Below are 26075 nucleotides of genomic sequence, written 5' to 3' on the forward strand. Positions count from 1 at the left end.
ACGGAAGCGGGCAAGGGCCCGCCCCCGTTCGCCTACGCGTCCAGCTTGGTCAGGGGCGCGTACCGCAGCAGCAGGCGCTTTTCGCCGACGTCGAACTTCACCTTGGCTACCGTTTTGTCCCCTGCGCCTTCCAGCGCCAGGACCGTCCCGTTGCCAAAACTCGTGTGGTTTACCTTGTCCCCCACGCTGACGGCCACGATTTCCTTTTGCGGCTGCACGCGGTTCCGGGCGATGACGGCGGGAACGTCTGCGTTGAAGCCGGCAGAAGAGTCAGCTGCCGCGCCGCGGGCAGTGCCTGCACCCCAGAAGGATCCGCTGTAGCGGCCCGAACCGATGGATCCGCCACCCCAGGCGCCGGCCTGCCGGCTGGTACCTTCACGCTTCCACTCCAGCAGCTCGGCAGGAATCTCCTCCAGGAACTGGCTGGCAGGGTTGTACTGGCTTTGGCCCCACATGCTGCGGACCTCGGAGCGGGTGACGTACAGCCGCTTCCGGGCACGGGTCAGGCCCACGTACGCCAGCCGGCGTTCTTCGGCGAGTTCCTTGGGGTCGGTTGCCGACCGCTGGTGCGGGAACAGGCCGTGCTCCATGCCGGTCAGGAACACCACCGGGAATTCGAGCCCCTTGGCCGTGTGGAGCGTCATCAGGGTGACCACGCCCAGCCGCTTTGCCTCAGCTACCGCGGAATCGATATCGGCTCCCGGGGCATCGGGGATCTGGTCGGCGTCAGCCACCAGGGACACCTGTTCCAGGAACGCTGCGAGCGAGCCTTCCGGGTTGTCGCGTTCGTATTCACGGACGACGGCGACAAGTTCCGCCAGGTTTTCCACCCGGGACTCGTCCTGGGGATCGGTGCTGGAACGCAACGCGGCAAGGTAGCCGGTCTGTTCCAGGACGGCTTCCAGTGCCGCGGCGGCGCCGGAACCGGATGCCACCTCTGCAAGGTCGTCCAGCAGCTTCACGAAGCCAAGGACGGCGTTGACCGAACGGGTTGCCATGCCCGGCGCGTGTTCAGCCCGGCGGGCGGCAGCCATGAATGATGTCCGCTCGCGCTGCGCCAAGGCGGCCACGGCGCCTTCGGCGCGGTCGCCGATCCCGCGCTTGGGTTCGTTGAGGACCCTGCGGAGGTTGACGTCATCGTCGGGGTTGACCAGGACACGGAGGTACGCGAGGGCGTCCTTGATTTCCTTGCGCTCGTAGAAGCGGGTGCCGCCCACCACCTTGTACGGCAGGCCCACGCGGACCAGCACGTCCTCGATGGAGCGGGACTGGGCGTTGGTCCGGTAGAAGATGGCGACGTCGCCGGGACGGAGGTTGTCCTCGTCCTGGAGCCGGTCGATTTCCTTGGCGATGAACTGTGCTTCGTCGTGCTCGTTTTCGCCCACGTAGCCAATGATCTTGTGGCCTTCGCCCTCCGCGGTCCACAGCCGCTTTTCCGGGCGGTTGGGGTTGCGGGAGATCACCGAGTTGGCCGCGCTGAGGATGTTTTGCGTGGAGCGGTAGTTCTGCTCCAGCTTGATGGTGCGGGCCTCCGGATAGTCCTTTTCAAACTCCACGATGTTGCGGATGTCCGCGCCGCGGAAGGCGTAGATGGACTGATCGGAATCGCCAACCACCGTGAGCTCCGATGCGCCGGGCCCCTCCCCCACGATTTCGCGGACCAGGGCGTACTGGGCGTGGTTGGTGTCCTGGTATTCGTCCACGAGGACGTGGCGGAACCGTCGGCGGTAGGACTCGGCGAGCGCCGGAAACGCGCGGAACATAAAGACCGTCTCGGCGATGAGGTCGTCAAAGTCCATGGCGTTGGCCTGGCGCAGCCGCTGGGTGTAGCCCTTGTACACCTCGGCCACGGCCTGTTCGAAGGGATCGTTGTAGTTCGCTGCCGAGGCATAGGAATCGGCGTCGATCAGTTCGTTCTTCAGCGCAGAGATCTTGTGCTGGATGGCTTTGGGCGCGAACTTCTTGGGATCCAGGTCCAGGGCTTTGGACACCTGGGTGACGAGCCGCAGGGAGTCAGCGGAGTCGTAGATGGAGAAGTTCGATTTCAGGCCGACGTTTGCGGCCTCCTGCCGCAGGATCCGCACGCAGGACGAGTGGAACGTGGAGATCCACATGATCTTGGCCCGGCCGCCCACCAGGGCTTCGATGCGTTCCCTCATTTCGGCGGCGGCCTTGTTGGTGAAGGTGATGGCCAGGATTTCGCCGTGGTGGGCACGCCCGGTGGCGATTAGGTAGGCGATCCTGTTGCTGAGCACACGGGTCTTTCCCGAACCGGCACCGGCCACGATCAGCAGCGCGGAGCCGGCATGCTTAACCGCTTCCTCCTGCTGCGGGTTCAGTCCCTCCAGCAGCTGGGCCGCGTCCGGCCGCCGGGCACCCTGCCGGTGGCTCCCCGACTGGTCGTCCCCGTGCTGGCCGCCAGGTTGCCCGCCGCCCCCATGGCGGGTGCCCTCAGGGTTCCAGGAGGGCGCGCTGCCGCCCGGACCGGCCGCGGTGGCCACGCCGTCAGGACGCGTTTTGGTGCGGGTTGCCGCTGCGGGAGCGGCCTTGAACGGTCCGTCAGAGTACGGGTCAAACAACATATCCATGGTGCCTACAAGTCTAGGCGGTGGGACCGACACGCACTTCCAGCCTGTGGATTACGGAAGGACGGGGCAGTAATTCTCAGGCGACCGAGCCGGACTCAAGGGCCGCACGCAACTCCCGTACCGCCGTCGTTCCTCCTGCCATGAACCATTCCAGGCCGTTGACCCGGACCGTGTCCACGGCGCCGCCCGCGGCCCGGACGATGGCCTTGCCGGGCAGCCAGTCCCATTCCGGGCAGCTGTGCTGGAACCAGCAGCCCATCTGTCCGTCCGCCACCCTGCCCAGGTCGCAGGAGCCCGAACCCAGCATGCGGAGCGTCGCGGCGGACGTTGCCGCGGCGTGCCACGGCATGGCGCACAACGGGTCCATGAGCCAGCGGGGATGGATGTATGTGGCGGCACCCAGTTCGGCGACCGCCGTCGCGTTCCGCGCTCCCCTGTTGTCCTGGAAGACGGTGAGCGGCTCCCCGTTCAGGGTGGCCGGATGCGTACGGCCGCCCAGCCAGAGCTTGTCCTCCTCCGGCTGGTAGATGGCGCCGAGCAGCACGTCGGAGGTGTCCTTCAGCGCGATGGCGGAGCACCAGTAGGTGGAGCCGTGCAGGAAGTTGTAGGTGCCGTCCACGGGATCGATCACCCAGGTCCGGCCGCTGCTGCCCTTGACCGAGGCCCCCTCCTCGCCGAGGATGCCGTCCTCCGGACGGCAGCGCTGGAGCTGCTCCAGCACATAGGCTTCTGCGGCATGGTCGGCGGCTGTCACCACATCCGAGATGGAGGTCTTCTGCTGGGACTGCAGCCCGGCCATCCGCATCAGCAGCGCCAGCTGCCCGGCTTCGCGGACCAGTGCCGCCGCAAGCTGGTGGTCGTCCAGGGAGGGGTCAAGTTCTATTGCGCTGTGCCGGCCATTGGTCATGGCTTCAGTTTATGGGGCGGGATAATGATGCCATGGCCAAAACCCCTGCCCAGCGGATCAAGAAGCACGGCTCCAAAGCGGTGGTGCCGCAGCACCACCTGCCGCCGGTGGTCAACCCCACCACGGCCCGCACGCCGGAGAAAGCGGAAAGCAACAGCAACCTGATCCTGGTTGCCGGGGTGGTGGCAAGCCTCTTCCTGTTCTGGTACCTGCACCTGCTGACCCTGGACCAGCTCCGGCAGCTGTCCGGCGGCCTGGCCATGCCGGATTCCCTGGTGGGCGGCTTCGATCCCGGGTATATCGGCCAGCTGCAGGCGGCGATGGACGATGACGCGCGCGGGCAGCTCAACTACGTCCACAAGACCGCCGGAACCCTCTTCCCGCTGATTTTCGGCTTCACGTGGCTGCTGCTGATCGGGACCAACGTGGCCCGCAGGGCGGTGCGCTGGACGCTGTGGGCGCTGCTCCTGCTGTTCGTGGTGGCCCGCCTGTGGGGCAACGTCGCCATCGACGGAATGCTCGCTGCCGGTGCGCCCGATGCCGGCCAGGTGGCCGTGGCGTCCGGCCTCACCGTTGCCGGCTGGGTTCTCCTGGTCCTGTGCCTGCTCACCGGAGCCGCAGCTGTGGTGCTCAAGGCGCGGAAGGCAAAAACCGCTACCTGACGGCCGCTGCGGCGCGTACCTGCTTCCGGTGCCGGTGCACGCGCCGGGCAATGACCAGGCCCGCCGCCGCCATCCCCACCGTCACGGGATAACCCATCAGCCGTTCCAGGGTGCCGGGCTCGGGGACGTCCATCCCGGTCAGGGCTCCGGTGGCCAGCGCAGCCAGGGATACCCCGCCGCACACCAGGATGAACCAGGCCATCCCGGATTTCCGCAACCACAGGGTTCCCAGCACCAGCAGGGCAACGGCGCCGGCCAGGAAGTACATGACCGCTCCGGCAAAGTGCCAGAAGGAACCCACGTCCTCGGGGACCAGTCCCACAATGACGGTTCCTGCCCCTGCCGTCCCGGCCAGCACCCGGACCCAGACGGCCGCCAGCCACGGCTTGCGCTGCCCGGGTTGGACCCGGACGCCGGCGCGGGCTGCCACGCACAGCAGCCCGGAACTGAGCAGCAGGGCGCCCAGCAGCATCCCCAGGCCCTGGACCACGAACGAGGCGTTCATCAGCCAGCTCAGCGGGGAGCAGACCTCCCGGCCGTCATAGATGCCGCAGTTGATTGCACCGAGATCGCTGATGTACCCGGTCCGCAGGTCGTACGGCCGGGGACCCGCCCAAGCCCCGATCACCGCAGCTTCGGCCGCAAAATACTGCAGCACGCTCAGCACGGACCACGCCCCGATGTACTGCCGGGTGGAGGTTGTATCCGGAATAAAGGCCACTGCGGGGGTAGCGGACGCGGCTGAACTCATGCTTTGAGCGTAGTACGGCCCCACACCTTGTATGCTTGTATCCGTGTCCGGCCGGACCGGCCCTGCCGATCTTCGGACGCCCGCCCTCGTAGCTCAGTGGATAGAGCACGGCTCTCCTAAAGCCGGTGTCGTTGGTTCGATTCCAATCGAGGGCACTTGAACCTTCGTCCTCCGGAGTTTGACCTCCGCGCCTACCTGCTGGGCGCTGCCCGGCCTGGCACCGCCGGCGGTCCGGCGGCCGGCCGCTGGACCCTTGAGCGGGACCTGCTGGACCGTGCTGGTGGCACCCGCGGAACCTTTTCCGGCGTCGTACTTTTCACTCCAATGGACGACGGCGGCCTGGCCCTCCGCGAAGAAGGCACCATGCGCTGGCCCTCCTTCACCGGCCCCGCCTCGCGCGAATACCTGCTGAAGCCGGCAGCGGGACGCCCCGACGCCCTGGACGTGTTCTTCCCCGACGGGCGTCCGTTCCACCGGATGTGCTTCACCCCGGAGGCCAACCTGGACAATCACTGGTGCGATCCCGACACCTACCGCGTGGCCTACACGCTAGAGGGGCCGGACGCGTTCAGCTTCAGCTGGGACGTCACCGGGCCGCGCAAGGACCTTCTGCTGACGTCCCGCCTCGTTCGGAGTGCTGCCTGATGAAGGCACGCATCGTGGTGTCCGCCGTCTGCGTGTTCGACCCCGCTGGCCGGCTCCTGACAGTACGGAAGCGCGGCACCGGCATGTTTATGCACCCCGGCGGCAAGCCCGAGGCCGGCGAAACGGCAGTCCAGGCAGCCGCCCGCGAGCTGGCGGAGGAGGTGGGCATCGTCATCGATCCCCGGGATCTGGAGCTGATGGGCGTCTGGATCGCCGATGCCGCCAACGAGGCCGCCACGGACATTGAAGCCACCGTGTTCCGTGCGCCGGGGACGTGGCAGGCCCACCCGTCGGCCGAGATCGCGGAGATCCGCTGGCTGGACCTCGCTGCCCTTGACCGGGGCGCAGCACTGCCGCCGGACCTTGCCCCGCTCCTGACGGACCACATCCTGCCGGAGCTGGGCGCGCAGCCGGACGCCTAAAGCTCCGGGACGGCCTCCTGTGCCACCGCAGTGGCCTCGGCGAACTGCGTCCGGTACAGCTCGGCGTAGCGGCCTTCGGCAGCCAGCAGTTCGGTGTGGGTGCCGCGTTCCACGATCCGGCCGTCCTCCACCACCAGGATGGCGTCCGCCGCACGGATGGTGGACAGGCGGTGGGCGATCACGACGGCGGTCCGCCCCTCGAGTGCGGCGCCCAGGGCGGCCTGCACTGCGGCCTCGTTGGTGGAGTCCAGCGCGGCGGTGGCCTCGTCCAGGATGACCACCCGGGGCTGGGCGATCAGCAGCCGGGCGATGGTGAGGCGCTGGCGCTCACCGCCGGACAGGCGGTAGCCGCGCTCCCCCACCACGGTGTCCAGCCCGTCCGGCAGGGACCGGATCATCGTTTCCAGCCGCGCCTGCCGGATGACCTCCCACATGTCCTCGTCGGTGGCGTCCGGCCGGGCCAGGCGCAGGTTGGAGGCGATGGTTTCGTGGAAGAGGTGGCCGTCCTGCGTAACCATGCCCAGGGTGTCCCGAAGGGAGTCGAAGGTGGCATCCCGGACATCCAGTCCGGTGCCCGGGGTGACGCCGCCCAGCCGGACCGCGCCGGAATCCACGTCGTACAGCCGGGCCAACAGCTGGGCGATGGTCGATTTGCCCGCTCCGGAGGAGCCTACCAGGGCCACGGTCTGGCCCGGCTCCACCCGGAAACTGATGCCGTGCAGCACTTCCTCGCCGCCGCGCGTGTCCAGCGTGGACACTTCCTCCAGCGAGGCCAGCGAGACCTTGTCCGCCGCGGGGTAGGCAAAGCGGACGTCGTCGAACTCCACGGACACCGGGCCCGGCGGGACAGGGACGGCGTCCGGCTTTTGCTGGATCAGGGGTTTGAGGTCCAGGATCTCGAAAACGCGTTCGAAGCTGACCAGGGCGCTCATGATTTCAACCCTGGCGTTGGACAGGGCGGTGAGCGGAGCGTAGAGGCGGGTGAGCAGCAGCGCCAGGACCACCACATCGCCGGGTGCGAGCTGGTTGGTGATCGCCAGCCAGCCGCCAAGCCCGTAGACCAGTGCCAGGGCCAGGGCGGAGACCAGGGTCAGGGCGGTGACGAACGTAAACTGCAGCATCGCGGTGCGGATGCCGATGTCGCGGACCCGCCCCGCGCGCACCGCGAACTCGCGGGATTCCTCTGCGGGCCGGCCGAACAGCTTGACCAGCGTGGCGCCGGGCGCGGAAAAGCGTTCGGTCATCTGCGTGCCCATGGCGGCGTTGTGTTCCGCTGCCTCGCGGCGCAGGTCCGCCAGCCTGGATCCCATCCGCCGGGCCGGGATGAGGAAGACGGGCAGCAGGATCATCGCCAGGACTGTCACCTGCCATGAGGTGCCCAGCATCACGATCAGGGTGAGGATCAGCGCCACCACGTTGCTGACCACTCCGGACAGGGTGCCGGCAAATGCCGACTGCGCGCCGATAACGTCGTTGTTGAGGCGGCTCACCAGGGCACCGGTCCGGGTGCGGGTGAAGAAGGCAATCGGCATTTTCTGCACGTGGTCAAAGACGCGCGTGCGAAGGTCGACGATGACGCCTTCACCGATGGTGGAGGAAAGCCAGCGGTTGACCAGGCCCACCCCCGCCTCGGCGATGGCGACGACGGCGATGAGCAGCGCAAGCCGGAGCACCTCGCCGGCGCCGGCCTTGGCGACGATCGCGTCCACCACCTGTCCCGCAAGGACGGGAGTGGCCACGGCCAGGAAGGCCATCACGATGGAGAGCGCCACGAAAGCCAGCAGCTTGCCGCGGTGCGGGCGGGCGAAGGCCAGGACCCGTTTCAGGGTTTCTTTGGAGAACGGCTTGGAACCGCTCTTTGCCCGGGTGATCTTGTACAGGGAGTTCCAGGCCACGCCTTCCATGCTCATAGCTGCTGCTCCGCGCTCACATTACTGCCCATACCGTCGTTTCCGTTCAAATACTGCTGCCGATCCGCTGCTCGGTGACCGTCCCGCTGTCCACATCCCAACGTACATCCAGGCGCACGTTCTCCAGGAGCCGCCGGTCATGGGTGACCAGGAGCAGTGCGCCGTCGTAGCTGTCCAGTGCCTCTTCCAGCTGCTCGATGGCCGGCAGGTCCAAGTGGTTGGTGGGTTCGTCAAGGACCAGGAGGTTCACGCCGCGCGCCTGGAGCAGTGCCAATGCGGCGCGGGTCCGTTCTCCCGGCGAGAGGGAGTCAACCGCCCTGGCCGTGTGGTCCGCCTTCAGGCCGAATTTCGCCAGGAGGGTACGGACCTCGGCCGGGGTCTGGTCCACCAGGACGGCCTCGACGGCGTCTGCCAGGGCAAGGTGCCCCGCCAGCAGCCCGCGTGCCTGGTCAATCTCGCCAATGGCAACAGAGGCGCCCATCGAGGCGCTGCCCGAATCGGGTTCGGCCGCGCCCAGGAGCAGGCGAAGCAGGGTGGACTTGCCGGCTCCGTTGGGGCCGGTGATGCCGATCCGCTCCCCCGCGTTGAGCTGCAGGTTGACCGGTCCCAGGGTGAAGCTTCCCTGCCGCAGGACGGCGTCGCGGAGGGTTGCCACCACGGCGCTGGAGCGGGGGGCCTTGCCGATGGAGAACTGGAGCTGCCATTCCTTGCGCGGCTCTTCCACCACGTCCAGCCGGGCAATGCGGGATTCCATCTGCCGGACTTTCTGGGCCTGCTTTTCGGAGGACTCGGTGCTGGCTGCCCGGCGGATCTTGTCGTTGTCGGGGCTCTTCTTCATGGCGTTCCGGACGCCCTGCGAGCTCCACTCGCGCTGCGTCCGCGCACGTGAGACAAGGTCTGCCTTGGTGGTGGCAAACTCCTCGTACTTTTCGCGGGCGTGCCGCCGCGCGACGGCCCGCTCTTCCAGGAAGGCGTCGTAGCCGCCGTCGTAAACGGCTACCGCGTTCTGTGCCAGGTCCAGTTCCACCACCGTGGTGACGCAGCGGGCCAGGAACTCGCGGTCGTGGCTGACCAGGACCACGCCGCCGCGGAGGCCTTTGACGAAGTCCTCCAGCTTGGCGAGGCCGGCCAGGTCAAGGTCGTTGGTGGGCTCGTCCAGGAGCACCACGTCGAACCGGCTGAGCAGCAGCGCCGCCAGGGCGACACGCGCGGCCTGGCCGCCGGAAAGTCCGGTCATGGGTGCATCGGGGCCCGCCTCCAGTCCCAGGTCCGCCAGGACGGCGGGGATGCGGTCGTCAAGGTCCGCGGCGCCGGAGGCCATCCACCTGTCGAAAGCGTGGGCGTAGGCGTCATCGGCACCCGGCGCGCCTGCACCCAATGCTTCTGCCGTGGATTCCATCTCCGCGGTGGCCTGTGCGCAGCCCGTGCGCCGGGCGATGTATCCGGCCACCGTCTCGCCGGATACCCGTTCATGTTCCTGGGGAAGCCAGCCAACGAACGCATCGGCGGGAGCAAGGCTGACGGTGCCTTCCTGCGGCTGGTCGACGCCGGCGAGGAGCCGCAGCAGGGTGGATTTGCCCGCACCGTTGGCACCCACCACTCCCACCACGTCACCGGGGGCAACCGTGAGGGAAAGCCGGGAGAAAAGCTGGCGGTGGTCGTGGCCGCCCGCGACGTCCTTGGCAACAAGGGTTGCAGTCATCGATCCGTCCTTTCACCGGCGCATCCGCAGCCGGTTTCCTGCCGGAACCGTGCCGGCATTGCCGTGCGGAACACCAGGGGAAATGCCGCCGGGCCGCAGGACATAAAAGAACCCGCTGGTCCGGACTTGGGGGGTGTACGGACCAACGGGCTCGACCATCAAGCATAGTCGAAACACCACGGGCGGTAAAATCGGCTCCGCACCGGCGCGCTAAAATCGAGTGAACCGTCCGTTCTGCAGAGAGCCCTTCATGACCCTTCCCGCCAAGGCGTTCCAGCGCTGGCTGCAGGGCATCGCCCCCGATGCCAGCACGGCAGATGTCTGCAGGGTCTCCGGGATCAAACGGACCACGCTTGCGCAGCAGCTGGTTCGGGGCAAGGTCTCGGTCAGTACCGTGGTCAGCATCAGCCGCGCCTACAACATCAATCCGGTGGCGGCCCTGGCGGACTTCGAGCCGTACCGGGAACTGGCAGGGCCTCCGCGTCCCCCTACGCGCTGCGAACTGGTCAGCCAGATCTCCACGCCGGACCTTCTCCGGTCACTGCTGGCCAGGCAGGCGATGGACCCTGCGCGGCCATCCCGGGAGAAGCCTCCCGCGCTGAGCCCGGCACCGCACGCCACCTCCGTCAAGAACTGGGTGGATGCCATCGACGACGGCGAGGTGCGGCACCGGGTCTCAGCCGCCACAGGAGTGGCCCCGCAAAACTATTCCGCGCAGTTGACCGCCAACCGGCTGTCCCCCGAACTCGCGGTAGCCACGGCGCTGGTGGCCGGGGTGGGACCGGCGGGCGGCCTGGTTGCCACCGGCCTTATCACCGAGGAAGAGGCCGGGTGGCCTCCGGATGCCCGGCAGGCGGCGCTGGACAGCATGTCCGACGGCGACCTTACTGCCCTTGCGGGTGACAGGCTGCAGGCCCTGGGCAAAGTCCTGCGCCGGCAGGAGCACGACCAAGCGCAGACGGAAAAGATCTGGGAGAACCTGGGATGATTGCAATTCTTCAGTGGACCACGCTGGCCATCTGCGGCCTGATCGCGGTGGCCCGCATACCCAGTGCGGTGCGCGGGAAGAACAGGTCGCTGTTCTACATCTTCGCCCTGATGACCCTGGCCATCCTCCTGAGCATCGAGGCACCCTACGTTGCCATCGACCAGGCCTTGGGCGGCAGCAACATCGCCAACCTGCTGCTGCGCTTCGTCATATTCGCCGCCATCTACTTTGTGGGCGTCCGGGTTACCAAGGGATTTGGTGCCGAGGGCGCCTACCGGCTCATCACCGGAAGGGCGGGAATGGCCGTCCTGCTGCTGATCTCCCTGGCCATGGTGGCGGTGTTCTTCATGATGGACACCGCAGGCTCCTCCGCGGGGCTTGTGGGCCCGGCCAGGAAGGATGCCCGCAACGGCCTGCTGGTGGAGTACTACGGCGCGGCCGGCCGGGCGTATCCCTCCTATGTTTCGCTGGTTCTGCTGCCCGCCATGGTCCGCGCCGTGGGAAGCCGGTTGCCGGTCCTGGTGCGCGTCGCTGCCGGACTGCTGGCAGTGGGCGGGATCGCCATCGCCCTCACCCTGCTTTTCCCGGTCATCCCGCGGGACTGGGCGGCCGTTGAGTTCGTGGTGAACTATACGGCGGTGCTGTGTTTTGTGATTGGTTTGGCGCTGATCTGGGCGGCGAGGGTGAAAAACGGCAGGACTGCCGGCGGCAGGGAGACATATACCGAAAAGTAACTCCCTCAGCGCTTTCACAAAATCATTAGAATGTGAAACAATCATGAATGTGTGAAGGCGGGGCGCAGGGCGTTTGCGAACGGGGATAAATTCTTGGACGCTCCCGCCCCGGGGGCCTTCATACACATTGGGGGGATGAGTGGTGGCGGCCGTTGGGGACCGCCCCCACTCAGCCTATTTAAGCCCGGTATTGCCTGCGTTTCACGCCGGAGCCGCCTTCGCGGCAACTGCGGATCCTCCCGGCGCTGCGGCACCCAGTTCCTTCCTGACCAGCGGCAGCACTTCCGTTCCAAGCAGCTCTATCGACTCCAGCACCAGGCGCTGAGGTACCGACGAAAAGTCCAGCTGGAAAATCTGCCGGTGGTGCTGCATGTGGCCGTGCATCCGGATGATCTTTTCCGCCACCTGCTCAGCGTTGCCCACGAAGAGCGAACCGCCGGTGGCAGTCTCCATGTTGTACGTGAGTCCGCTGGGTGTGGGAAAGCCCCGCTCCGCAGAAATCCGGCGCATGGTGTCGAGCCAGTAGGGCCGGAAAGTTTCCTTGGCCCTGGCCCCGCCGGATGTCCCGTCGCGGAGGACAAGCCCCGGCGTGCTCACGCCAACTTTCAGCCCTGCCGGCGCATGCCCGTGCCGGGCCGCCGTCTCGCGGTACAGTTCCGCGTGGCGTTCAAAATTGCGGATTGAACCACCCAGCAGGGCATACATCACGCTCTTGCCCAGCTGAGCTGCCCGGACGGTGGACTGCGGGGTACCGCCCGTGGCGATCCAGATGTCCAATACCCGCTGCCCGTCCGGGCCGGGATAGGGCCGCGGCAGGATGAGTGCATCGTCCAGGGGCGGCCGGAATCTGCCATTCCACGTAACGCGCCCGGCAGCATTGAGCTTTAGCAGCAGGTCCAGCTTTTCCTCGTACAGCGCGTCATAGTCCTCCAGCTTCGCCCCAAAGAGCGGGTAGGACTCGATGAAGCTGCCGCGGCCCGCGGTGAGTTCCGCCCTGCCCTGGCTGATCAGGTCGAGGGTGGCGAATTGCTGGAACACCCGCACAGGGTCCTCGGTGCTCAGCACCGTCACGGCACTGCCGATCTTGATATCCCGCGTCTGGGCGGCCGCCGCGGCCAGCACAACCGACGGCGCGGAAACCGAGTAGTCCGGGCGGTGGTGCTCCCCCACGCCAAAATAGTGCAGCCCCACCTGGTCCGCCAGCCGTGCGCGCTCGAGCAGGTCAAGCGTATTCTGCTCCGGGGAGACAGCCACCCCGCTGACGGGGTCCGCGTGGATATCGCCGAAGGTAAAGATTCCCAGTTCCATGCCGTCTATAAGCATTACATGCGTATGCATATTCCCGGGGCCGGGACGCCGGGCTACGGACGGACGAACCTCAGGGTGACCAGCTGGAAGGGACGCAGGTGGAGCGTTGCGCCCGTTTCATCCGTCTCCACGTCATCCACCAGCACGCCCGGAGCCGGAACGTCGCGCTCCAGGAGATCCACGGGCTGGATGGCTCCCACCTCGAAGTTGGCAGTGATCCTTCCTGCCGAGCGTTGCCCCAATGACTCGTACAGCCGGACGATCACGTCGCCGGAACCGTCCTCGGCAAGCTTGACGGCTTCGATCACCATCCCGGGATTGGACACGGCAACCAGTGGTTCAACCGGGGAGGCGCCGCGGACCAGGCGTGGAGCCAGGTTGGTGCGGTAGCCCTCCTGCACAGCGTCGGCAATATCGGCGCCGGGACGGATGGTGACGGTCAGTTCGTGATCGCCGCGGTCCGCTTCCGGGTCCGGGAACTTGGGGGCACGCAGCAGCGACAGGCGCACAGTGGTGGTGGTGCCGCCGTCGGAAGCCCTGACGCTCCTGCCCACGTCGTGCCCGTAGGTGGACGCATTGGACACCGCCACCCCGTAGCCGGGTTCACCCACATGGATCCACCGGTGGGCGCAGATCTCGAACTTGGCGGCTTCCCAGGAGGTGTTGGTGTGCGTCGGCCGGAAAACGTGGCCGAACTGGGTTTCGGCGGCGGACCGGTCCGCGCGGACGTCCAGGGCGAAACCGAGCTTCAGCAGCTTCTCGCGTTCCTGCCAGTCAATGGCAGTGGTAATGGTCAGCGAGGGGCTTCCAGGCTCCAGGGTGATGCGCTGTGTGAGCGGTGAGGTACCGGCCAGCCGCTCCACCACCACGACGGCGGCGCCGCCGTGCTCTTCAAGGCTCACGGACAGTGCGGTGGCCAGGGCCGTGACGTTGCGCCGGTAGAACTCATCGATATCCCAGGCGTCCCACTCGTTGGGGGTGTCGCGGTGCAGTTCCAGCAGGTTCCCGCGCCCGCCCGGGGCAATCGCTTCGCGTCCGCTGGCGTAATCCACCAGCGAGGTGAGCAGGCCATCGGCGTCCAGGACGGCGCGGATGACGCCGTTGTCCAGGATGTAGCCACCGGCAACGGCTGTGGCACGCACGGCCTCAGGATGGGTGGCAGGTTCCGCCGCTGCCAGCGCCGGCACTCCGTCCCGCGGGTGGGGTGCTGCGTTCAGCAGGAACTGCCGCTCCCCGGGACCGAGCACAGCGGCCGCGGCCTGGCCGATGAGTGTTTCCAGGGCAGTTTCGATCGCCTGGTAGTTGCGCTCGGCATCCTGGTGGACCCAGGCGATGGAGCTGCCCGGAAGGATGTCGTGGAACTGCTGCAGCAGCACCAGCCGCCACAGGCGCTTGAGTTCTGCCGCCGGGTAGGCGTACGTGCCGTTTGTCCGTACGGTGGCAGTGGCGCACCACAGTTCCGCTTCCCGCAGCAGGTGTTCGCTGCGCCGGTTGCCCTTCTTGGTCCGGGCCTGGCTGGTGTACGTGCCGCGGTGCAGCTCGAGGTACATCTCGCCCACCCACACGGGCAGGGCCGGGTAGTCTTCCTCGGCCTGTTGGAAGAAACTCTCCGCTGATCCAATCCGGACTTTCGGTGAGCCTTCCAGGTTGGCAGTGCGGGCTGCTGCGGCCAGCATTTCCCGCGTGGGTCCGCCGCCGCCGTCGCCATAGCCGAACGGCACCAGCGAGACTGTTCCCCGGCCGTGGTCACGGTAGTTGCGCTCGGCATGGGCGAGTTCGCGTGCGCTGAGTTCCGAGTTGTAGGTGTCCACCGGCGGGAAGTGGGTGAAAAGCCGGGTGCCGTCGATGCCCTCCCAGTTGAAGGTGTGGTGCGGCATCCTGTTGGTTTGGTTCCAGGAGATTTTCTGGGTCAGGAACCAGCGGCTGCCGGCGGATTTCACGATCTGGGGCAGGGCTGCTGAGTACCCGAACGAGTCGGGCAGCCAGGCTTCCCGGCATTCGATGCCGAACTCAGCCAAGAAGAAGCTCTTGCCTTCCACGAACTGCCGCGCCATGGCTTCGCCGCCGGGCATATTGGTGTCCGATTCCACCCACATGCCGCCCACGGGAACGAACTGGCCCGAACGGACCTTTTCCCGGATCCGGCTGAACAGCTCAGGGTAAAACTCCTTGATCCAGGCAAGCTGCTGCGCCGAGGAACAGGAGAAGACGAAGTCCGGGTTCTCGTCCATGAGGGACACCACGTTGGAGAACGTCCGGGCGCATTTGCGCATTGTTTCCCGGACCGGCCAAAGCCAGGCGGAGTCGATGTGCGCGTGCCCGGTGGCAACCAGCTGGTGGGCGGATGAGTAGGCAGGCCGGGCAAGGACCCCGGCGAGCGCATCGCGTCCTGCTGCGGCGGTTCCCGCAACATCGTCCGGATCCATCGCGTCCATCATGCGTTCCAACGCCCGAAGGATTTCATGGCGGCGGGGCAGCTCCAGGGGCAGCTGCTCCATCAGTCCTGCCAGGGTCCAGACATCCTGCTGCAGCTCCCACACGGTCTGGTTCAGCTCGGCGATGGCAATGTGTCCCAGCCGGTACTGCGGGGCTGTTCCGGCGGTGGATTTGTCACCGTAGGGCGTGGCGGCGAAGGTCCACCCCTGGGCCACATCCGGATTGGCGGCGGCCTCCACGTAGAAATCCACGGCCATACCGCCACCCAGCAACTTCAGGGGAATGTACTGGTTCCGCGGCGAGACGGCCTTGATGATGGTGCCGTCCGGCCGCCAGGCAATGCCCTCGCATTGGAAGCCCGGGGTTTCGATGGTGAAGCCGAGGTCCACCACAACTTCCACGGTGGTGTCCGGCTCGGTACCCCACGATTCGGGGACTTCGCCCTGCAGGCGGAGCCACTTGGTACCCCACGGTTTTCCCCACGGGGCGCCGTGCTCCTGCGGCCGGAATTCCTGCCGCATGGCCTCCAGCGCGGGGACCGGTTCGTCCGGCACATCCCAGCTGCTCAGGGCAAGGGGAAGGCTCCTGCTGTAGACGGCGGGGTTGATGCGCTCACGCACGAACCTCTCCAGGCGGACTTCCGTGATCCGGCGGTCGTCATGCAATGTGGGCCTTCTTCAGAGTATGAAAGTGGACTATCGTGTCCATTCGATGGACAAATCTACCCGCTAGTAGCCTGATATCCAACCCCTTCTGCGAGCGTGCCCGGAAACTCCCGGCGGGGGAAGCTCACGCAGACGGCACGGGAACCACGGGCCCGGTGATGCGGTCATTGCCGGCGTACACGTTCAGGCTGGTACCCCGGCTGAATCCCGCAAGCGTTACCCCGCCGGCTTCGGCCAGTTCAACGGCCAGGCTGGAGGGAGCGCTCACGGCGGCCAGCACGGGAATTCCTGCCATGGCGGCTTTCTGGACCAGCTCGAAGGATGCCCTGCCCGATACCTGGAGGATCGTTCCGCGCAGCGGGAGGAGGCCTTCGCGCAGCGCCCAGCCCACCACCTTGTCCACGGCGTTGTGCCGCCCCACGTCCTCGCGGAGGCACAAAAGCTTCACGCCGCCGTCGTCCTCCACCTTGAACAGGCCGGCCGCGTGCACTCCCCCGGTGTCGTCAAAGAGGCGCTGGGACTGGCGGAGCAGTGCCGGCAGCGAGGCAAGGACCTGGGCATCCACCGTCACGGGATCGGACTGCGGGCTGTAATGCGAGGATTTGCGGACCGATTCTATGGAGTCCGTACCGCAGATGCCGCAGGAACTTGACGTATACACGTTGCGTCCGGTGGCAGGAAGCGGGACGTCCGGCCGCAGCTGCGCCTCCACCACGTTGAATGTCTGGACTCCGTCTTCGTCTTCACCTGCACAGAACCGCAGGGAAACGAGCTGTTCAGCGGACCAGATGACACCCTCGGACACCAGGAAACCGGCCACCAGGTCAAAGTCGTCACCGGGCGTCCGCATGGTGACGGAGAAGGAGAGGGAGCCCAGCCGGATTTCCAGCGGTTCCTCAACAGCCAGGACGTCCTCCCGGTACCGGACCGGGAACTCGATGGCATTCGGTGAGCCATCCAGAACATACTTGTGCACCTTGCGGCGCTGGGTTACGCGTCCCATCTCCCACCTTGCCTGTTCATAACTCCATCATGACAACCGCGGGGACCCGGCTCAACCAGGTGCACCGCGGAACCAACCCCTCTTAACCTTGCACCCTTTAACCCTGCGCGCTGCTCAGCCAAGAAGGGCACTCCAGTCCACCGGACCATCCGCGGCTTTGGTGCCCGTCCGGGCATTCCGGCCCGCACTGCGGGGCTTGGCCTTGGCCGGGGCTTCAGCGGGCGCGGGAATAGGCGGACCCCACGGCAACGCGAAAGCCGGCACCGGCTCACCCAGCTGCACACCGTGTGGCGGCACCACCAGGACGCCGTCGGCAGAAGCCAGTCCCCGCATCATCCCGGGCCCCGTGTGCTGGGCCGGGGAAGCCATGCCGTAGAGGAGGCGGAAAGGCATCAGCCGGGTGCGCCCGGGATCGGGTTCGATCAATGTTCCGCACGGCACCTCCTGCACGGAGGGCATGGTGCCGTGGCCCAGGGCAGCCAGAAGCGGGGCACCCACCGTTGACAACGCCATCATTGCGGCAAGCGGATTTCCCGGCAGGCCCAGCACGAACCTGCCGTCCGGCAGCTCGGCCAGGACGGCGGGATGCCCGGGGCGCATAGCCACGCCGTCGATGACCAGCCGCCCGCCCAGCTCAGCAACCGCGCGGCGCAGGTGGTCCGTGCCGGAGCGTCCTGTCCCGCCTGTGGTGATCACGACGTCGGCCGGCAAGTCGGGTGCGCCGGGTGCCTCCGGGACCACGTCCTCCAGGCCGGCGAGCCATTCCTCGTAAGAATCGCCATTTTTCTGCTGTCCCCCGGCAATGCCACCCAGCATCGCGACCACGGCCGGCAGTTGGGGACCGAAGGTGTCGCGCACCTGGCCCGGAACCGGAAGGCCCTCGGCCACTACCTCGGAGCCGGTCAGCAGCAGCCGCACCAGGGGTTTGCCTTGGACGTGCACCTCGTCGTGGCCGGCAAGGGCAGCGAGTGCCAGATGCGCGGGATTCAGCTCCACCCCGGCTTTGACCAGGATGTCCCCTTCCCTGGCCTCCTCCCCCGCCCTCCGGATGTGCTGGCCGTTGCGCGGCTCCCCCGGACGCGCGGTTCCACCGGTTTCCAGGATGGGGAGCCCGTCGTCGTCCTTGCCCAGGACGGCGCTCTCGCTGCGCAGTATGGCCTTGCCGCCGGGAGGAATCAGGCCGCCGGTCACGATGGGGCTGGCCTGGTGCGGTGCCAGCCTGGCTCCCGGCTCAACCAGGATCCACGGGCCGGTGCCGTTGACAGCCCATCCGTCCATGGCCGAGGACGCATAGTGCGGCATGTCCTGCAGTGCCACAATGTCCTGGTCCAGGCGGCGGCCCAGGGCAAGCTCCAGCGCCACCGGGCCGGCAGGAATCGGCGTGGCAGCATCAAACGCTGCCTGCCGTGCTTCTTCCCAGGTGTGGGCAAGGTGGTGCGGCGTGTCCTGCCCTTCGGGTCTACCTGCTTCTCCCTGGGGTTCCCCGGTCATTCGCCGGGGGTCCCGGCGGCTTCAGCGTCGTAGTCGGCAGCAAGTGAACGCGCCACGGCCAGGGCCGAGTCCATGGACGCGGCATCCGTCGTGCGGCCGGAACCGGAGGCCAGGCCCGCGGCATAGCCGGCAATGAATGTGGTGAGCGGAGCAGCCGGACGGACCACGGAATGGGCTGCTACGCCGGCAAGGGACAGGATGGCGTTGACGTCCACCTGGACATCCTCGAGTTCATAGGCCTGGAGCAGCGACCTGCACCATTCCTCCAGCGTTTCATCCTGGCTCTTCATGAACTGCCTCCCACGTTAACTGCGGCCGGGACGGCCATGGTCCTTGTCCTGGTTGCCGGCGGCAATCCCTAGTGCGGCGGCATCGTCCCACGTATCCACGTCTGCTGTGGACGCGGCGGGGACGCTGACAAGCTGCACGTCCAGACTAGCAAGGAGCGAGCGGACAGAACCGTTAATCAGGGCCCCCCTGGCCGCAAGGTCCTGCGCAGCCTTTTTTAGCGCAGCTGTGCGGTAAAAACCGGCCAGTGGCTGGATGCGGCCTTCCGGTGTCCCGTCCTCAGTCCGCGCCAGGACTGCGTCCGCCCCCGCACGGTGCCCGGCCGTCAGGGACGTGTGGAGCACGCTGACCGCGTCGGTCACCAGCGGCATGTCGCAGGCGAGCACCAGTGTGTAGTCGGACTCCGACCCCGCGCCCGCGAGGGTATCCAGACCGGCGGCAATCGCGGCTGCCGGGCCGGCGAACTCGGGCTCTTCACGGCAGGAGAGGATCCCCGCCGGCACCAGCCCGGGAGGACCCACCACCACAATGCGCCGGGCCTCTGCAGCGGCAGCAAGGGAGCGCTCGAGGAGGCTGGCGCCCTGGAATTGCAGGTTCTGCTTCGGTACTCCGCCAAGCCGTGCGGACCGGCCCCCCGCCAGGATCAGGGCATCAAAGGACGGCGTGTTCGCTTCCACAGTCCCAGCCTACCGGCGGTTGCGGATGTGGCGGGGTGCAGAGGCAGGTCAGGCAGCACGTTCGGGCAACAGGAACGGATCCCACGCCGGCGTGGGCTTTTCCAGTTCCTTAATCTGCCAGATGGTGCCGTGCGGAGGCTCCGGCACGAACCGCAGCTTCCAGCCCATTTCGGCCGGGGTATGGTCCCCCTTCGCGTTATTGCAGCGGAGGCAGGCGGCAACCAGGTTCTCCCACGAATCGGCACCACCGCGGGATTTTGGATGGACATGATCGATGGTGTGGGCCGCTTTTCCGCAGTACGCGCACTTGTGCCCGTCCCGCCTGAGCACACCCCGGCGGCTGACGGCGGTGGCGTGGTTGTATCTGGGACGGATGTAGCGGTTCAGGAGAATCACGGACGGGCGGCCCAGAATCTCCTGGGGACCCACCACGGGATCGTCCCCCTCAGCCACCACGCTCGCCTTGTTGGTCAGCACAAGCACCAGCGCCCGGCGGAATGAAATAACCGCCAGCGGTTCATATCCAGCATTCAGAACGAGAGTGCGCATGCACGTACCTCTTCACGGCCGCACCCGTCAGGGGCACGAGGGCCGGCTGCCCTCGGCATGGTCCGGGCTATGGATCGACACCACAAGAGTAAACAAAGAAGTCCACTATCGGCTAATCTGGCCGGCATCGCCCTCCTGCATCACGGGGGCGCAGGGGCGGGTCATCGGATGTGCGCGGTCCGTTAAACAAACATGACCCCTGCCACAAAGGCAGGGGTCATTTCGTTAGGCAGACAGTCCTTCAGGTCAGCCGGGGATCAACCAGGCGTTCCGTCGGGAACATCAGTTCACGCGGATGAATACCGGGCCGGAACCTACGTTGGCGCTGAAGACAACGGTCTGGTTGCCGTTGTAGCCGCCGTGCACGGCCTGGCCGTTGCCGGCGTAGACAGCAACGTGGGCCATGCCGGCGCCGCCGTCGGCGTAGTAGATCAGGTCGCCGGGCTGGGCTTCGGCGGCACTGACCGTGCGGCCGAGGGACAGGTAGCCTGCAGGCCAGTCGTGGAAGTTGATGCCCACGGCGGCCAGGGAGTTGGTCACCAGCATGGTGCAGTCCTGCATAACACCCAGCTGGGCGTAAGCGGCGGACAGGATGGCTGCACCCTTGCCGCTGGCCGAGGCCGGAGCTGCGGGGGCGGCAGCAGCGGTAACCGTGGCAGTGACCTTCGGAGCTGCAACAGGCTGGGCCGCCGGAGCGGCTTCCTGAACCTCAACCTCGGGCTCTTCCGCGACAACAACCGGGGCCGGGGTGGTGGTCACTGCCGGCTTTTCGTAGGTGATGGCGATGGTGGAAGCCGCGGAAATGGGGGCTTCAACAGCGGACTCGACTTCCAGGGTCGAGGCGGAAGCGGAGTCCCGCTGGATGTTGGCATCAGCAGCGTTGGCTGCAATGCCGCTCGTCAGGACCAGGCCGGAAGCGGCGGCAATAACCGCGGCCTGGCGGCCCACGCCGCCGGCGTTATCGCCGACAGCCTTGGCAATGACGGCGATTGAGTTGGTTTTGGTGACCTCGGCGCGGTGCCGTGCGGTAGCACGAGTAGTCATCAGTTCTCTCTTTCGATTTCCTCGGGGCCTGTGGGCAGCCCGAGAGTTTTGGACGCGCCGGCATCTTGGGGGTATGTCGGCGCGCCCCGAACGGGGATGTGTGATTTAGCGAAAAACGGGGGGCAAAGAAATAGTTCCCGGGGCCGAAGCTCCAAGAACTATTTGCCGGCCAGGGTGTAGAACGAGGAGGTTCCGGTGGCGGCCACAGAGTGCAGCAGCGTGCCCTGCGAAGGGTTGAGGGCGCTGATCATCATGCCGTTGCCGACGTAGATGCCCACGTGTGCGCCGCCATTCTGCATGACCAGGTCGCCAGGCTGCGGGGTGGAGGTGGGCGTCATGGCCGTCCAGGCGTTGACGCGCGGGATGCTGATGCCGGCCTGGGCGTAAACCCACTGGGTGAAGCCTGAGCAGTCCCAGCCGTTGGGGGTGGTGCCGCCCCAGACGTAGGGGCTCCCGATGCCGGTGTAGGCGATGGCTGCGAGGCCGGAGGTGGCTGCTGAGCTGGCCGCCGCCAATGCCTTTTCTGCGGTGGATGCAGTGATGGCCGAAGCTGAATCTTCGTCGGCGTCGGTGGAGGTGTCGGTGGACTGGGCACGGACCGGCTCGATCTTCGGCGCAGCGATGGTGGTCACCACGGGGCGTTCGAAGGAAACGGTTGCGGTGGGCTCGGCGGTGACGGCAAGGGCGGTCTGCGCGGAACCCGACTCGGTGGAAGCGGAGATACCAGCGGTGGTGTCCGCTGCAGTGGCAGGCAGTCCCATACCAAGAACAAGACCGGAAGCAGCTGCGACAACTGCTGCCTGGCGACCTACTGTCCCGGCATTGGCACTAACAGCCTTGGACATGGCATCCAAAGGGTTGGTACGAACCGTTTGTGCACGGTGGCGCGCAGAATTATGGCGTGAAGACACGAAGGTAGCCTCTCCCAATGCCTGCGAGGTGAGCTGTCGGATTCGGATGGGAGTCACCCGGCCGCGCGGCTTCCTAAGGAAGCTTTGCGACTTAACCCCAAGGCCTTCATGAAGAAGGCCAAAATTGGTTCCCCCGCCCCTGCCAGACGATGAAATGCGAACGGACCTTGAGCGGTGGCAGAGCTAGGCAATCCACTCAAGAGCGTCAACTTCGGAAAAGTTGACGCGAGTTAGACGGTACAGGAGTTTTGCAGCAATGTCACATTCAGGTCACGGCTGGTAACACCCATGTGAGAGATTGCACTCATTTGACTAAAGCCAGCGGGTGGGATCGACAACTTCGCCGTTGACCTGCACCTCAAAGTGGAGATGGCAGCCGGTGGAGGCTCCGGTGGTCCCGCTCAGCGCGACAACGTCGCCGCGGGAGACCGTCTGGCCTTCTGTCACGCTGAAGGACGACAGGTGGTTGTAGGTGGTCTCCAGGCCGTTGCCGTGGTCCACCACTACGCGGTTTCCACCGCCGTACTGGTGCCAGCCAACAAATGTCACGGTGCCGGTGGCAGCAGCGAGGACGGAGGTGCCGCACTGTGCCACATAATCCTGGCCGCGGTGGAAGTCGCCGGAGCCGCCGGTGATGGGGCTGACCCGGTAGCCGAAGGGGGATGCAGTGGACATGGTGGCGAGCGGGGCACCAAGGCTCCCGGCAGAAGCGGCGCTCGAGACGGCCCCGGCAGACTGGGCACTCAGGAGCTGCTTAAGCTTGCCGTCCGGGTCAGCCTGCGTGACAACGGCCGAGCGGCTGAAGTCAATCTGGGCTCCCGCCTCGGCGGTGACAGCCGGCTGGGGCGTAACTGCCGAGGCAGCGACGGGTGTGCCTCCGCCGTCGGTGGCCATCACAGGGCTGGTGGCCGGAACAGTCACGGTCAGCACCAGGCCGGTGGCGGCAAGGGCAATACCGGCTTTTTGGCCGATGCCGCTGGCGGAGGCAAACTCGGTGATCTGCTGGAAGGGACCCCGACGGCGGCGCGCATCACGGTGGAGATCGCGGGGGCGCTCCGTGTGGATGACTTCGACGACACGCGGTGTCGAAGCGGGGCTGGCCGCGCGGCGGCGCCCCCTGGAGGTCTGCATGGACAAGAAGGATTCCTCTCTGAAAGCCTGCGAAGTTAGCTGTCGGATTCGGGTCAGAGAGTTCAAAGACCCGGTCCGCCGTAGGCAAGCTTCGGCACAGAGATATCCCCGGAAAGGGTTCCTTCGCTGGAAGAGGCTTGCTGCTGACGGACTTCACCCCAAGGCAGTCCCCCGCTGCCGCTTGTGGTTCCCCCGCCTCTGCCAGTTATTGCTCGTGCACCTGGTCCGCTGGCAGAGCTCGGCTCCGGATCAGGTAACGCTTTAGTATCAACGCTCGCGTTCAACTATAGAGGCTTAAACCCCAAAGTAACAATTCCGTTATCTTTGCCTAAATGCCATTCGATAGGGTAATCGCGCCCGGGCGGATCCTCTACCGGACCGTGACAAACACGTGGGCGGCCACTTCCGGTGGAAGCTCCAGCGCACCTTCAATGCCGGGTACCCGCACGGAGATGTAGTCCCCCACCCGTTCGAGCGACACGGTGGCGCCGGGGCGGATGCCGCCCTCATCAAGCTGGACCAGCAGTTCGGGCTCCACCTGGATGGGTTCGGCCAGCCGGCTGACGGTTACCGCCGACGCAGGACCGTATGTTTTCATCGCTTCCAGCAGGCTCACGGCTCCGTCGGAACCGCCCGGCAGGGGCTGGCCGCCCAGGGCAGCGAGTCCCGGGATGGGATTGCCGTAGGGCGACTCCGTGGGGTGGTCAAGCATCTCGTAGATGCGCCGCTCCACCCGTTCGCTCATGACGTGTTCCCAGCGGCAGGCTTCGTCGTGCACGTACGCCCAATCGAGTCCGATGACGTCGGCCAGGAGCCTCTCGGCCAGCCGGTGCTTTCGCATCACTTCGGTGGCGCGCTTACGGCCGGTTTCGGTGAGCTCAAGGTGCCGGTCGCCGGACACCACCACCAGCCCGTCCCGCTCCATCCTGCCGATGGTCTGGGAGACCGTGGGTCCCGAGTGGCGGAGCCGCTCGGCAATACGGGCCCGCAGGGCAATAATGTTCTCTTCCTCAAGCTCCAAAATGGTGCGAAGGTACATTTCCGTAGTGTCGATCAGATCCGTCATCCAGCTCAGCTCCTCGAGCGCAGTACCTTGCGTTGTCCCACCGTATCGCCTATCACTGCGACGTAGTCCGGTGGCAAGCTTAGCCTATTTTGACTTTGTCCGAATAGTTCGCGGTTGCCCGCAGGACGTCTCAATGGCTGGACTATGACGGGTCCGGTTCCCGCCGAAACAGCTGTTCAGGCAGAATGGGAAAGGCCTCAGTTGCAGTCATTGCCGGCTGCCGGCCAGCGACCATCCACCCGTTCGGACCAAAGCCACGTCCACGCCCAAATTGGAGCCCCTGTGAGCGAACCCAGCATCACTATTCCCGCCGACCTCCTGCCTCAGGACGGGCGGTTCGGCGCAGGACCTTCCAAGGTCAGGCAGGAGCAGATTGATGCGCTGTCCGCGGCATCGAAGAACATCCTGGGCACCTCCCACCGGCAGGCCCCGGTCAAGAACCTCGTTGGCTCGGTCCGCGAAGGCCTGAGCCAGTTCTTCCGCGCACCCGAAGGTTATGAAGTAGTCCTGGGCGTGGGCGGCTCCACGGCATTCTGGGATATTGCCAGCTTCGGACTCGTGGAGAAGAAGGCCCAGCACCTGTCCTTCGGTGAGTTCGGGTCCAAGTTTGCGGCCGCAACCAACAAGGCTCCTTTCCTGGACGCCTCCTCAATCATCAAGTCCGAGCCGGGCACCCGCCCCGTGCCCACGGCCGAAGCAGGCGTGGACGTTTACGCCTGGCCCCAGAACGAAACCTCCACGGGTGTTTCCGCTCCCGTGCAGCGGGTGGCAGGTGCCGATGAGGGCGCGCTGGTGCTGGTGGACGCCACCTCGGCTGCCGGCGGCCTGGACGTGGAAGTTGCAGAGAGCGACGTCTACTACTTTGCACCGCAAAAGAACTTTGCCTCCGACGGCGGACTGTGGCTTGGCCTGTTCTCCCCCGCTGCCGTGGAACGCGCCGCCCGGATCAAGGCCAGCGATCGCTGGATCCCGGATTTCCTGGACCTGCAGACCGCCATCGACAACTCGCGCCTGAACCAGACTTACAACACCCCGTCGCTGTCCACCCTGGTGACCCTGGATGCCCAGGTGCAGTGGCTGAACTCAAACGGCGGCCTCGAATTCGCGGCCAAGCGCACGGCGGACTCTGCTGGCCGCATCTATTCATGGGCTGAGGCTTCGGAATTCGCCACCCCGTTCGTCGCCAACCCGGATGAACGCTCCAACGTCATCGCCACCATCGACTTTGACGAGTCCGTGGACGCCGCCGTGGTGGCCAAGGTCCTGCGCGCCAACGGCATTGTGGACACCGAGCCGTACCGGAAGCTTGGCCGCAACCAGCTGCGCATCGCAACATTCGTTGCCATCGAGCCGGCTGATGTTTCCGCATTGCTGGCCAGCATCGACTACGTGGTGGGCGAGCTGCGGAAGTAGGCCGCAGGGACGCCTTTTAACGTTCGACGGCGCCGCCCGGGTCCTGCCCGGGCGGCGCCGTTATTGTGTCCCCGCTTTGCATGTCCCCCGTTGGGAGACGTCGGCACTTACTGCGTGCCGGCGTCGTCCCCGGAAGACTGCTCCCCAAAATCAGTGTCCGCCGGATCAGAGTCCGTTGCCTCCAGATCCGCGGCGTCCACATCCTTAGGCTCCACGTCCGGGGCTTGCAGGTCCTGGCCGGCGCCCTCATGCCCTGCAGGTACCCCGTCCGGAACCGGCCCGGCGGCGTCCGCCGGGGCTGTCTCCTGTTCCGAAGTCTCGGCTTCCTGTTCCTGGGCGTCCTCCGGCCGGACCCGTTCCGCCCACGGCACCCACTCCGGGGCCAGGATGGAATCCTCGGACGGCAGCAGGCCCAGCTCGCTGACGGTAACCACTTTGGAACGGGAGTTGCGGGTAAGAACCGCGTACCACTGCCACCCTGCGTAGCCGGCAAGCTTCGACTCGAACAGGTGCGTCACCAGGCGGTCGCCCTCGCTTTTGGCTGCCAGGTGGGGCCCGATGTCGGAGGCGGCGGTGATGCCCTCCAGGGCCGCGCGGGCGGTGTCGACGGCGGCAGCCAGGAAGGCATCAGGCCTTCCGGTCCGCCACACAGGCACACCTGCCGGCGGGCGCTTTACAACGCTTTTCGCACCGGCGGGGGCTGCGGTCCCGGCCTCCCCCGGAGTGGGACCTGCCTGGTCCTGCGCCTGTGCCGCCGGCTGTTCAGCTTCCGGAGTCATCAGTG

At 66.4% G+C, this 26075-nt stretch carries 23 protein-coding genes, 1 tRNA gene and 2 riboswitches; of the genes, 7 read left to right on the forward strand and 17 right to left on the reverse strand.

Translation table 11 applies throughout. From position 1 onward, the window contains the following. Positions 1–32: 32 nt before the first annotated feature. Complete coding sequence (gene pcrA, locus ACZ9BC_RS20450) at positions 33–2582, reverse strand: DNA helicase PcrA (protein WP_476247568.1); 2550 nt, start codon at positions 2580–2582, stop codon at positions 33–35. Positions 2583–2664: 82 nt separating this feature from the next. Next, entirely contained in the window at positions 2665–3495 is an 831-nt protein-coding gene (locus tag ACZ9BC_RS20455; RefSeq protein ID WP_079597821.1) for an inositol monophosphatase family protein, read from the reverse strand. A gap of 32 nt (positions 3496–3527) precedes the next feature. Between ACZ9BC_RS20455 and ACZ9BC_RS20460 the strand changes: the two genes are divergently transcribed. Beyond that, complete coding sequence (locus tag ACZ9BC_RS20460) at positions 3528–4157, forward strand: hypothetical protein (RefSeq protein ID WP_476247534.1); 630 nt, start codon at positions 3528–3530, stop codon at positions 4155–4157. Here the strand turns inward: ACZ9BC_RS20460 and ACZ9BC_RS20465 are convergent. After that, positions 4150–4908, reverse strand: coding sequence for a DUF998 domain-containing protein (locus ACZ9BC_RS20465; protein ID WP_115524221.1), 759 nt, complete (start codon positions 4906–4908; stop codon positions 4150–4152). The two genes, ACZ9BC_RS20460 and ACZ9BC_RS20465, sit on opposite strands and share 8 nt — an antisense overlap. 82 nt (positions 4909–4990) lie before the next feature. Between ACZ9BC_RS20465 and ACZ9BC_RS20470 the strand changes: the two genes are divergently transcribed. From ACZ9BC_RS20470 to ACZ9BC_RS20480, 3 genes are all read left to right on the forward strand, one after another. Continuing rightward, positions 4991–5063: transfer RNA gene (locus ACZ9BC_RS20470), tRNA-Arg, on the forward strand. Position 5064: 1 nt separating this feature from the next. After that, entirely contained in the window at positions 5065–5553 is a 489-nt protein-coding gene (locus ACZ9BC_RS20475; protein ID WP_476247535.1) for a DUF6314 family protein, read from the forward strand. Then, positions 5553–5975 carry an NUDIX hydrolase gene (locus ACZ9BC_RS20480; RefSeq protein ID WP_275727068.1) on the forward strand — a complete coding sequence of 141 codons (423 nt, stop codon included), beginning with the start codon at positions 5553–5555 and terminating at the stop codon, positions 5973–5975. Before ACZ9BC_RS20475 ends, ACZ9BC_RS20480 begins: the two co-directional genes overlap by 1 nt. On the opposite strand, the gene ACZ9BC_RS20485 is transcribed toward ACZ9BC_RS20480, so the two are convergent. Together ACZ9BC_RS20485 and ACZ9BC_RS20490 are read right to left on the reverse strand one after the other, a co-directional pair. Continuing rightward, a complete protein-coding gene (locus ACZ9BC_RS20485) occupies positions 5972–7885 on the reverse strand; it encodes an ABC transporter ATP-binding protein (RefSeq protein WP_476247536.1) in 1914 nt (637 codons plus the stop codon). The two genes, ACZ9BC_RS20480 and ACZ9BC_RS20485, sit on opposite strands and share 4 nt — an antisense overlap. A gap of 46 nt (positions 7886–7931) precedes the next feature. Next, complete coding sequence (locus ACZ9BC_RS20490) at positions 7932–9587, reverse strand: ABC-F family ATP-binding cassette domain-containing protein (RefSeq protein WP_476247537.1); 1656 nt, start codon at positions 9585–9587, stop codon at positions 7932–7934. Positions 9588–9837: 250 nt separating this feature from the next. Between ACZ9BC_RS20490 and ACZ9BC_RS20495 the strand changes: the two genes are divergently transcribed. Then, positions 9838–10575, forward strand: a complete 738-nt coding sequence (locus ACZ9BC_RS20495) for a hypothetical protein (RefSeq protein WP_476247538.1) — start codon at positions 9838–9840, stop codon at positions 10573–10575. Further along, on the forward strand, positions 10572–11309 hold the full coding sequence (locus tag ACZ9BC_RS20500) for a hypothetical protein (protein WP_476247539.1): 738 nt from the start codon (positions 10572–10574) through the stop codon (positions 11307–11309). Before ACZ9BC_RS20495 ends, ACZ9BC_RS20500 begins: the two co-directional genes overlap by 4 nt. A gap of 201 nt (positions 11310–11510) precedes the next feature. On the opposite strand, the gene ACZ9BC_RS20505 is transcribed toward ACZ9BC_RS20500, so the two are convergent. The 11 genes from ACZ9BC_RS20505 to ACZ9BC_RS20555 all read right to left on the reverse strand — a co-directional run bounded on the left by ACZ9BC_RS20505 (position 11511) and on the right by ACZ9BC_RS20555 (position 23878). After that, positions 11511–12617: an LLM class flavin-dependent oxidoreductase gene (locus ACZ9BC_RS20505; protein WP_476247540.1), complete on the reverse strand. Its 1107-nt coding sequence runs from the start codon at positions 12615–12617 to the stop codon at positions 11511–11513. 53 nt (positions 12618–12670) lie between these two features. After that, the gene (locus tag ACZ9BC_RS20510) at positions 12671–15718 is read right to left on the reverse strand and encodes an alpha-mannosidase (protein WP_476247541.1); all 3048 of its coding nucleotides are present in this window, start codon (positions 15716–15718) and stop codon (positions 12671–12673) included. A gap of 124 nt (positions 15719–15842) precedes the next feature. Beyond that, a complete protein-coding gene (fdhD, locus tag ACZ9BC_RS20515) occupies positions 15843–16721 on the reverse strand; it encodes a formate dehydrogenase accessory sulfurtransferase FdhD (protein WP_476247542.1) in 879 nt (292 codons plus the stop codon). 114 nt (positions 16722–16835) lie between these two features. After that, positions 16836–18212, reverse strand: coding sequence for a molybdopterin molybdotransferase MoeA (locus ACZ9BC_RS20520; protein WP_476247543.1), 1377 nt, complete (start codon positions 18210–18212; stop codon positions 16836–16838). Further along, positions 18209–18502 (reverse strand): DUF6457 domain-containing protein, encoded by a 294-nt coding sequence (locus ACZ9BC_RS20525; RefSeq protein ID WP_476247544.1) that lies wholly within the window; start codon positions 18500–18502, stop codon positions 18209–18211. The genes ACZ9BC_RS20520 and ACZ9BC_RS20525 overlap by 4 nt, the downstream gene beginning before the upstream one ends. A 15-nt stretch (positions 18503–18517) precedes the next feature. Beyond that, on the reverse strand, positions 18518–19177 hold the full coding sequence (gene mobA / locus ACZ9BC_RS20530; RefSeq protein ID WP_476247545.1) for a molybdenum cofactor guanylyltransferase: 660 nt from the start codon (positions 19175–19177) through the stop codon (positions 18518–18520). Between the two features lie 48 nt (positions 19178–19225). Then, complete coding sequence (locus tag ACZ9BC_RS20535; RefSeq protein ID WP_079597834.1) at positions 19226–19726, reverse strand: HNH endonuclease; 501 nt, start codon at positions 19724–19726, stop codon at positions 19226–19228. Positions 19727–20008: 282 nt separating this feature from the next. Beyond that, on the reverse strand, positions 20009–20770 hold the full coding sequence (locus ACZ9BC_RS20540) for an NlpC/P60 family protein (protein ID WP_476247546.1): 762 nt from the start codon (positions 20768–20770) through the stop codon (positions 20009–20011). A 158-nt stretch (positions 20771–20928) separates the two neighbouring features. After that, positions 20929–21615 (reverse strand): C40 family peptidase, encoded by a 687-nt coding sequence (locus tag ACZ9BC_RS20545; protein ID WP_476247547.1) that lies wholly within the window; start codon positions 21613–21615, stop codon positions 20929–20931. 70 nt (positions 21616–21685) lie between these two features. Beyond that, positions 21686–21857, reverse strand: a riboswitch (cyclic di-AMP (ydaO/yuaA leader). Positions 21858–21993: 136 nt separating this feature from the next. Beyond that, a complete protein-coding gene (locus ACZ9BC_RS20550; RefSeq protein WP_476247569.1) occupies positions 21994–22812 on the reverse strand; it encodes a M23 family metallopeptidase in 819 nt (272 codons plus the stop codon). A 10-nt stretch (positions 22813–22822) separates the two neighbouring features. Beyond that, a riboswitch (cyclic di-AMP (ydaO/yuaA leader) is annotated at positions 22823–23035 on the reverse strand. 147 nt (positions 23036–23182) lie between these two features. Further along, positions 23183–23878: an iron-dependent transcriptional repressor DtxR gene (locus tag ACZ9BC_RS20555; RefSeq protein WP_476247548.1), complete on the reverse strand. Its 696-nt coding sequence runs from the start codon at positions 23876–23878 to the stop codon at positions 23183–23185. A 282-nt stretch (positions 23879–24160) separates the two neighbouring features. On the opposite strand from ACZ9BC_RS20555, the gene serC reads away from it, so the two are divergent. Next, the gene (gene serC / locus ACZ9BC_RS20560) at positions 24161–25291 is read left to right on the forward strand and encodes a phosphoserine transaminase (protein ID WP_476247549.1); all 1131 of its coding nucleotides are present in this window, start codon (positions 24161–24163) and stop codon (positions 25289–25291) included. Between the two features lie 107 nt (positions 25292–25398). Here the strand turns inward: serC and ACZ9BC_RS20565 are convergent, their stop codons facing one another. Then, a complete protein-coding gene (locus ACZ9BC_RS20565; RefSeq protein WP_476247550.1) occupies positions 25399–26070 on the reverse strand; it encodes a DUF3027 domain-containing protein in 672 nt (223 codons plus the stop codon). Between the last annotated feature and the right edge of the window lie 5 nt (positions 26071–26075).

The organism is Pseudarthrobacter sp. TE3704 (genome assembly GCF_056279405.1).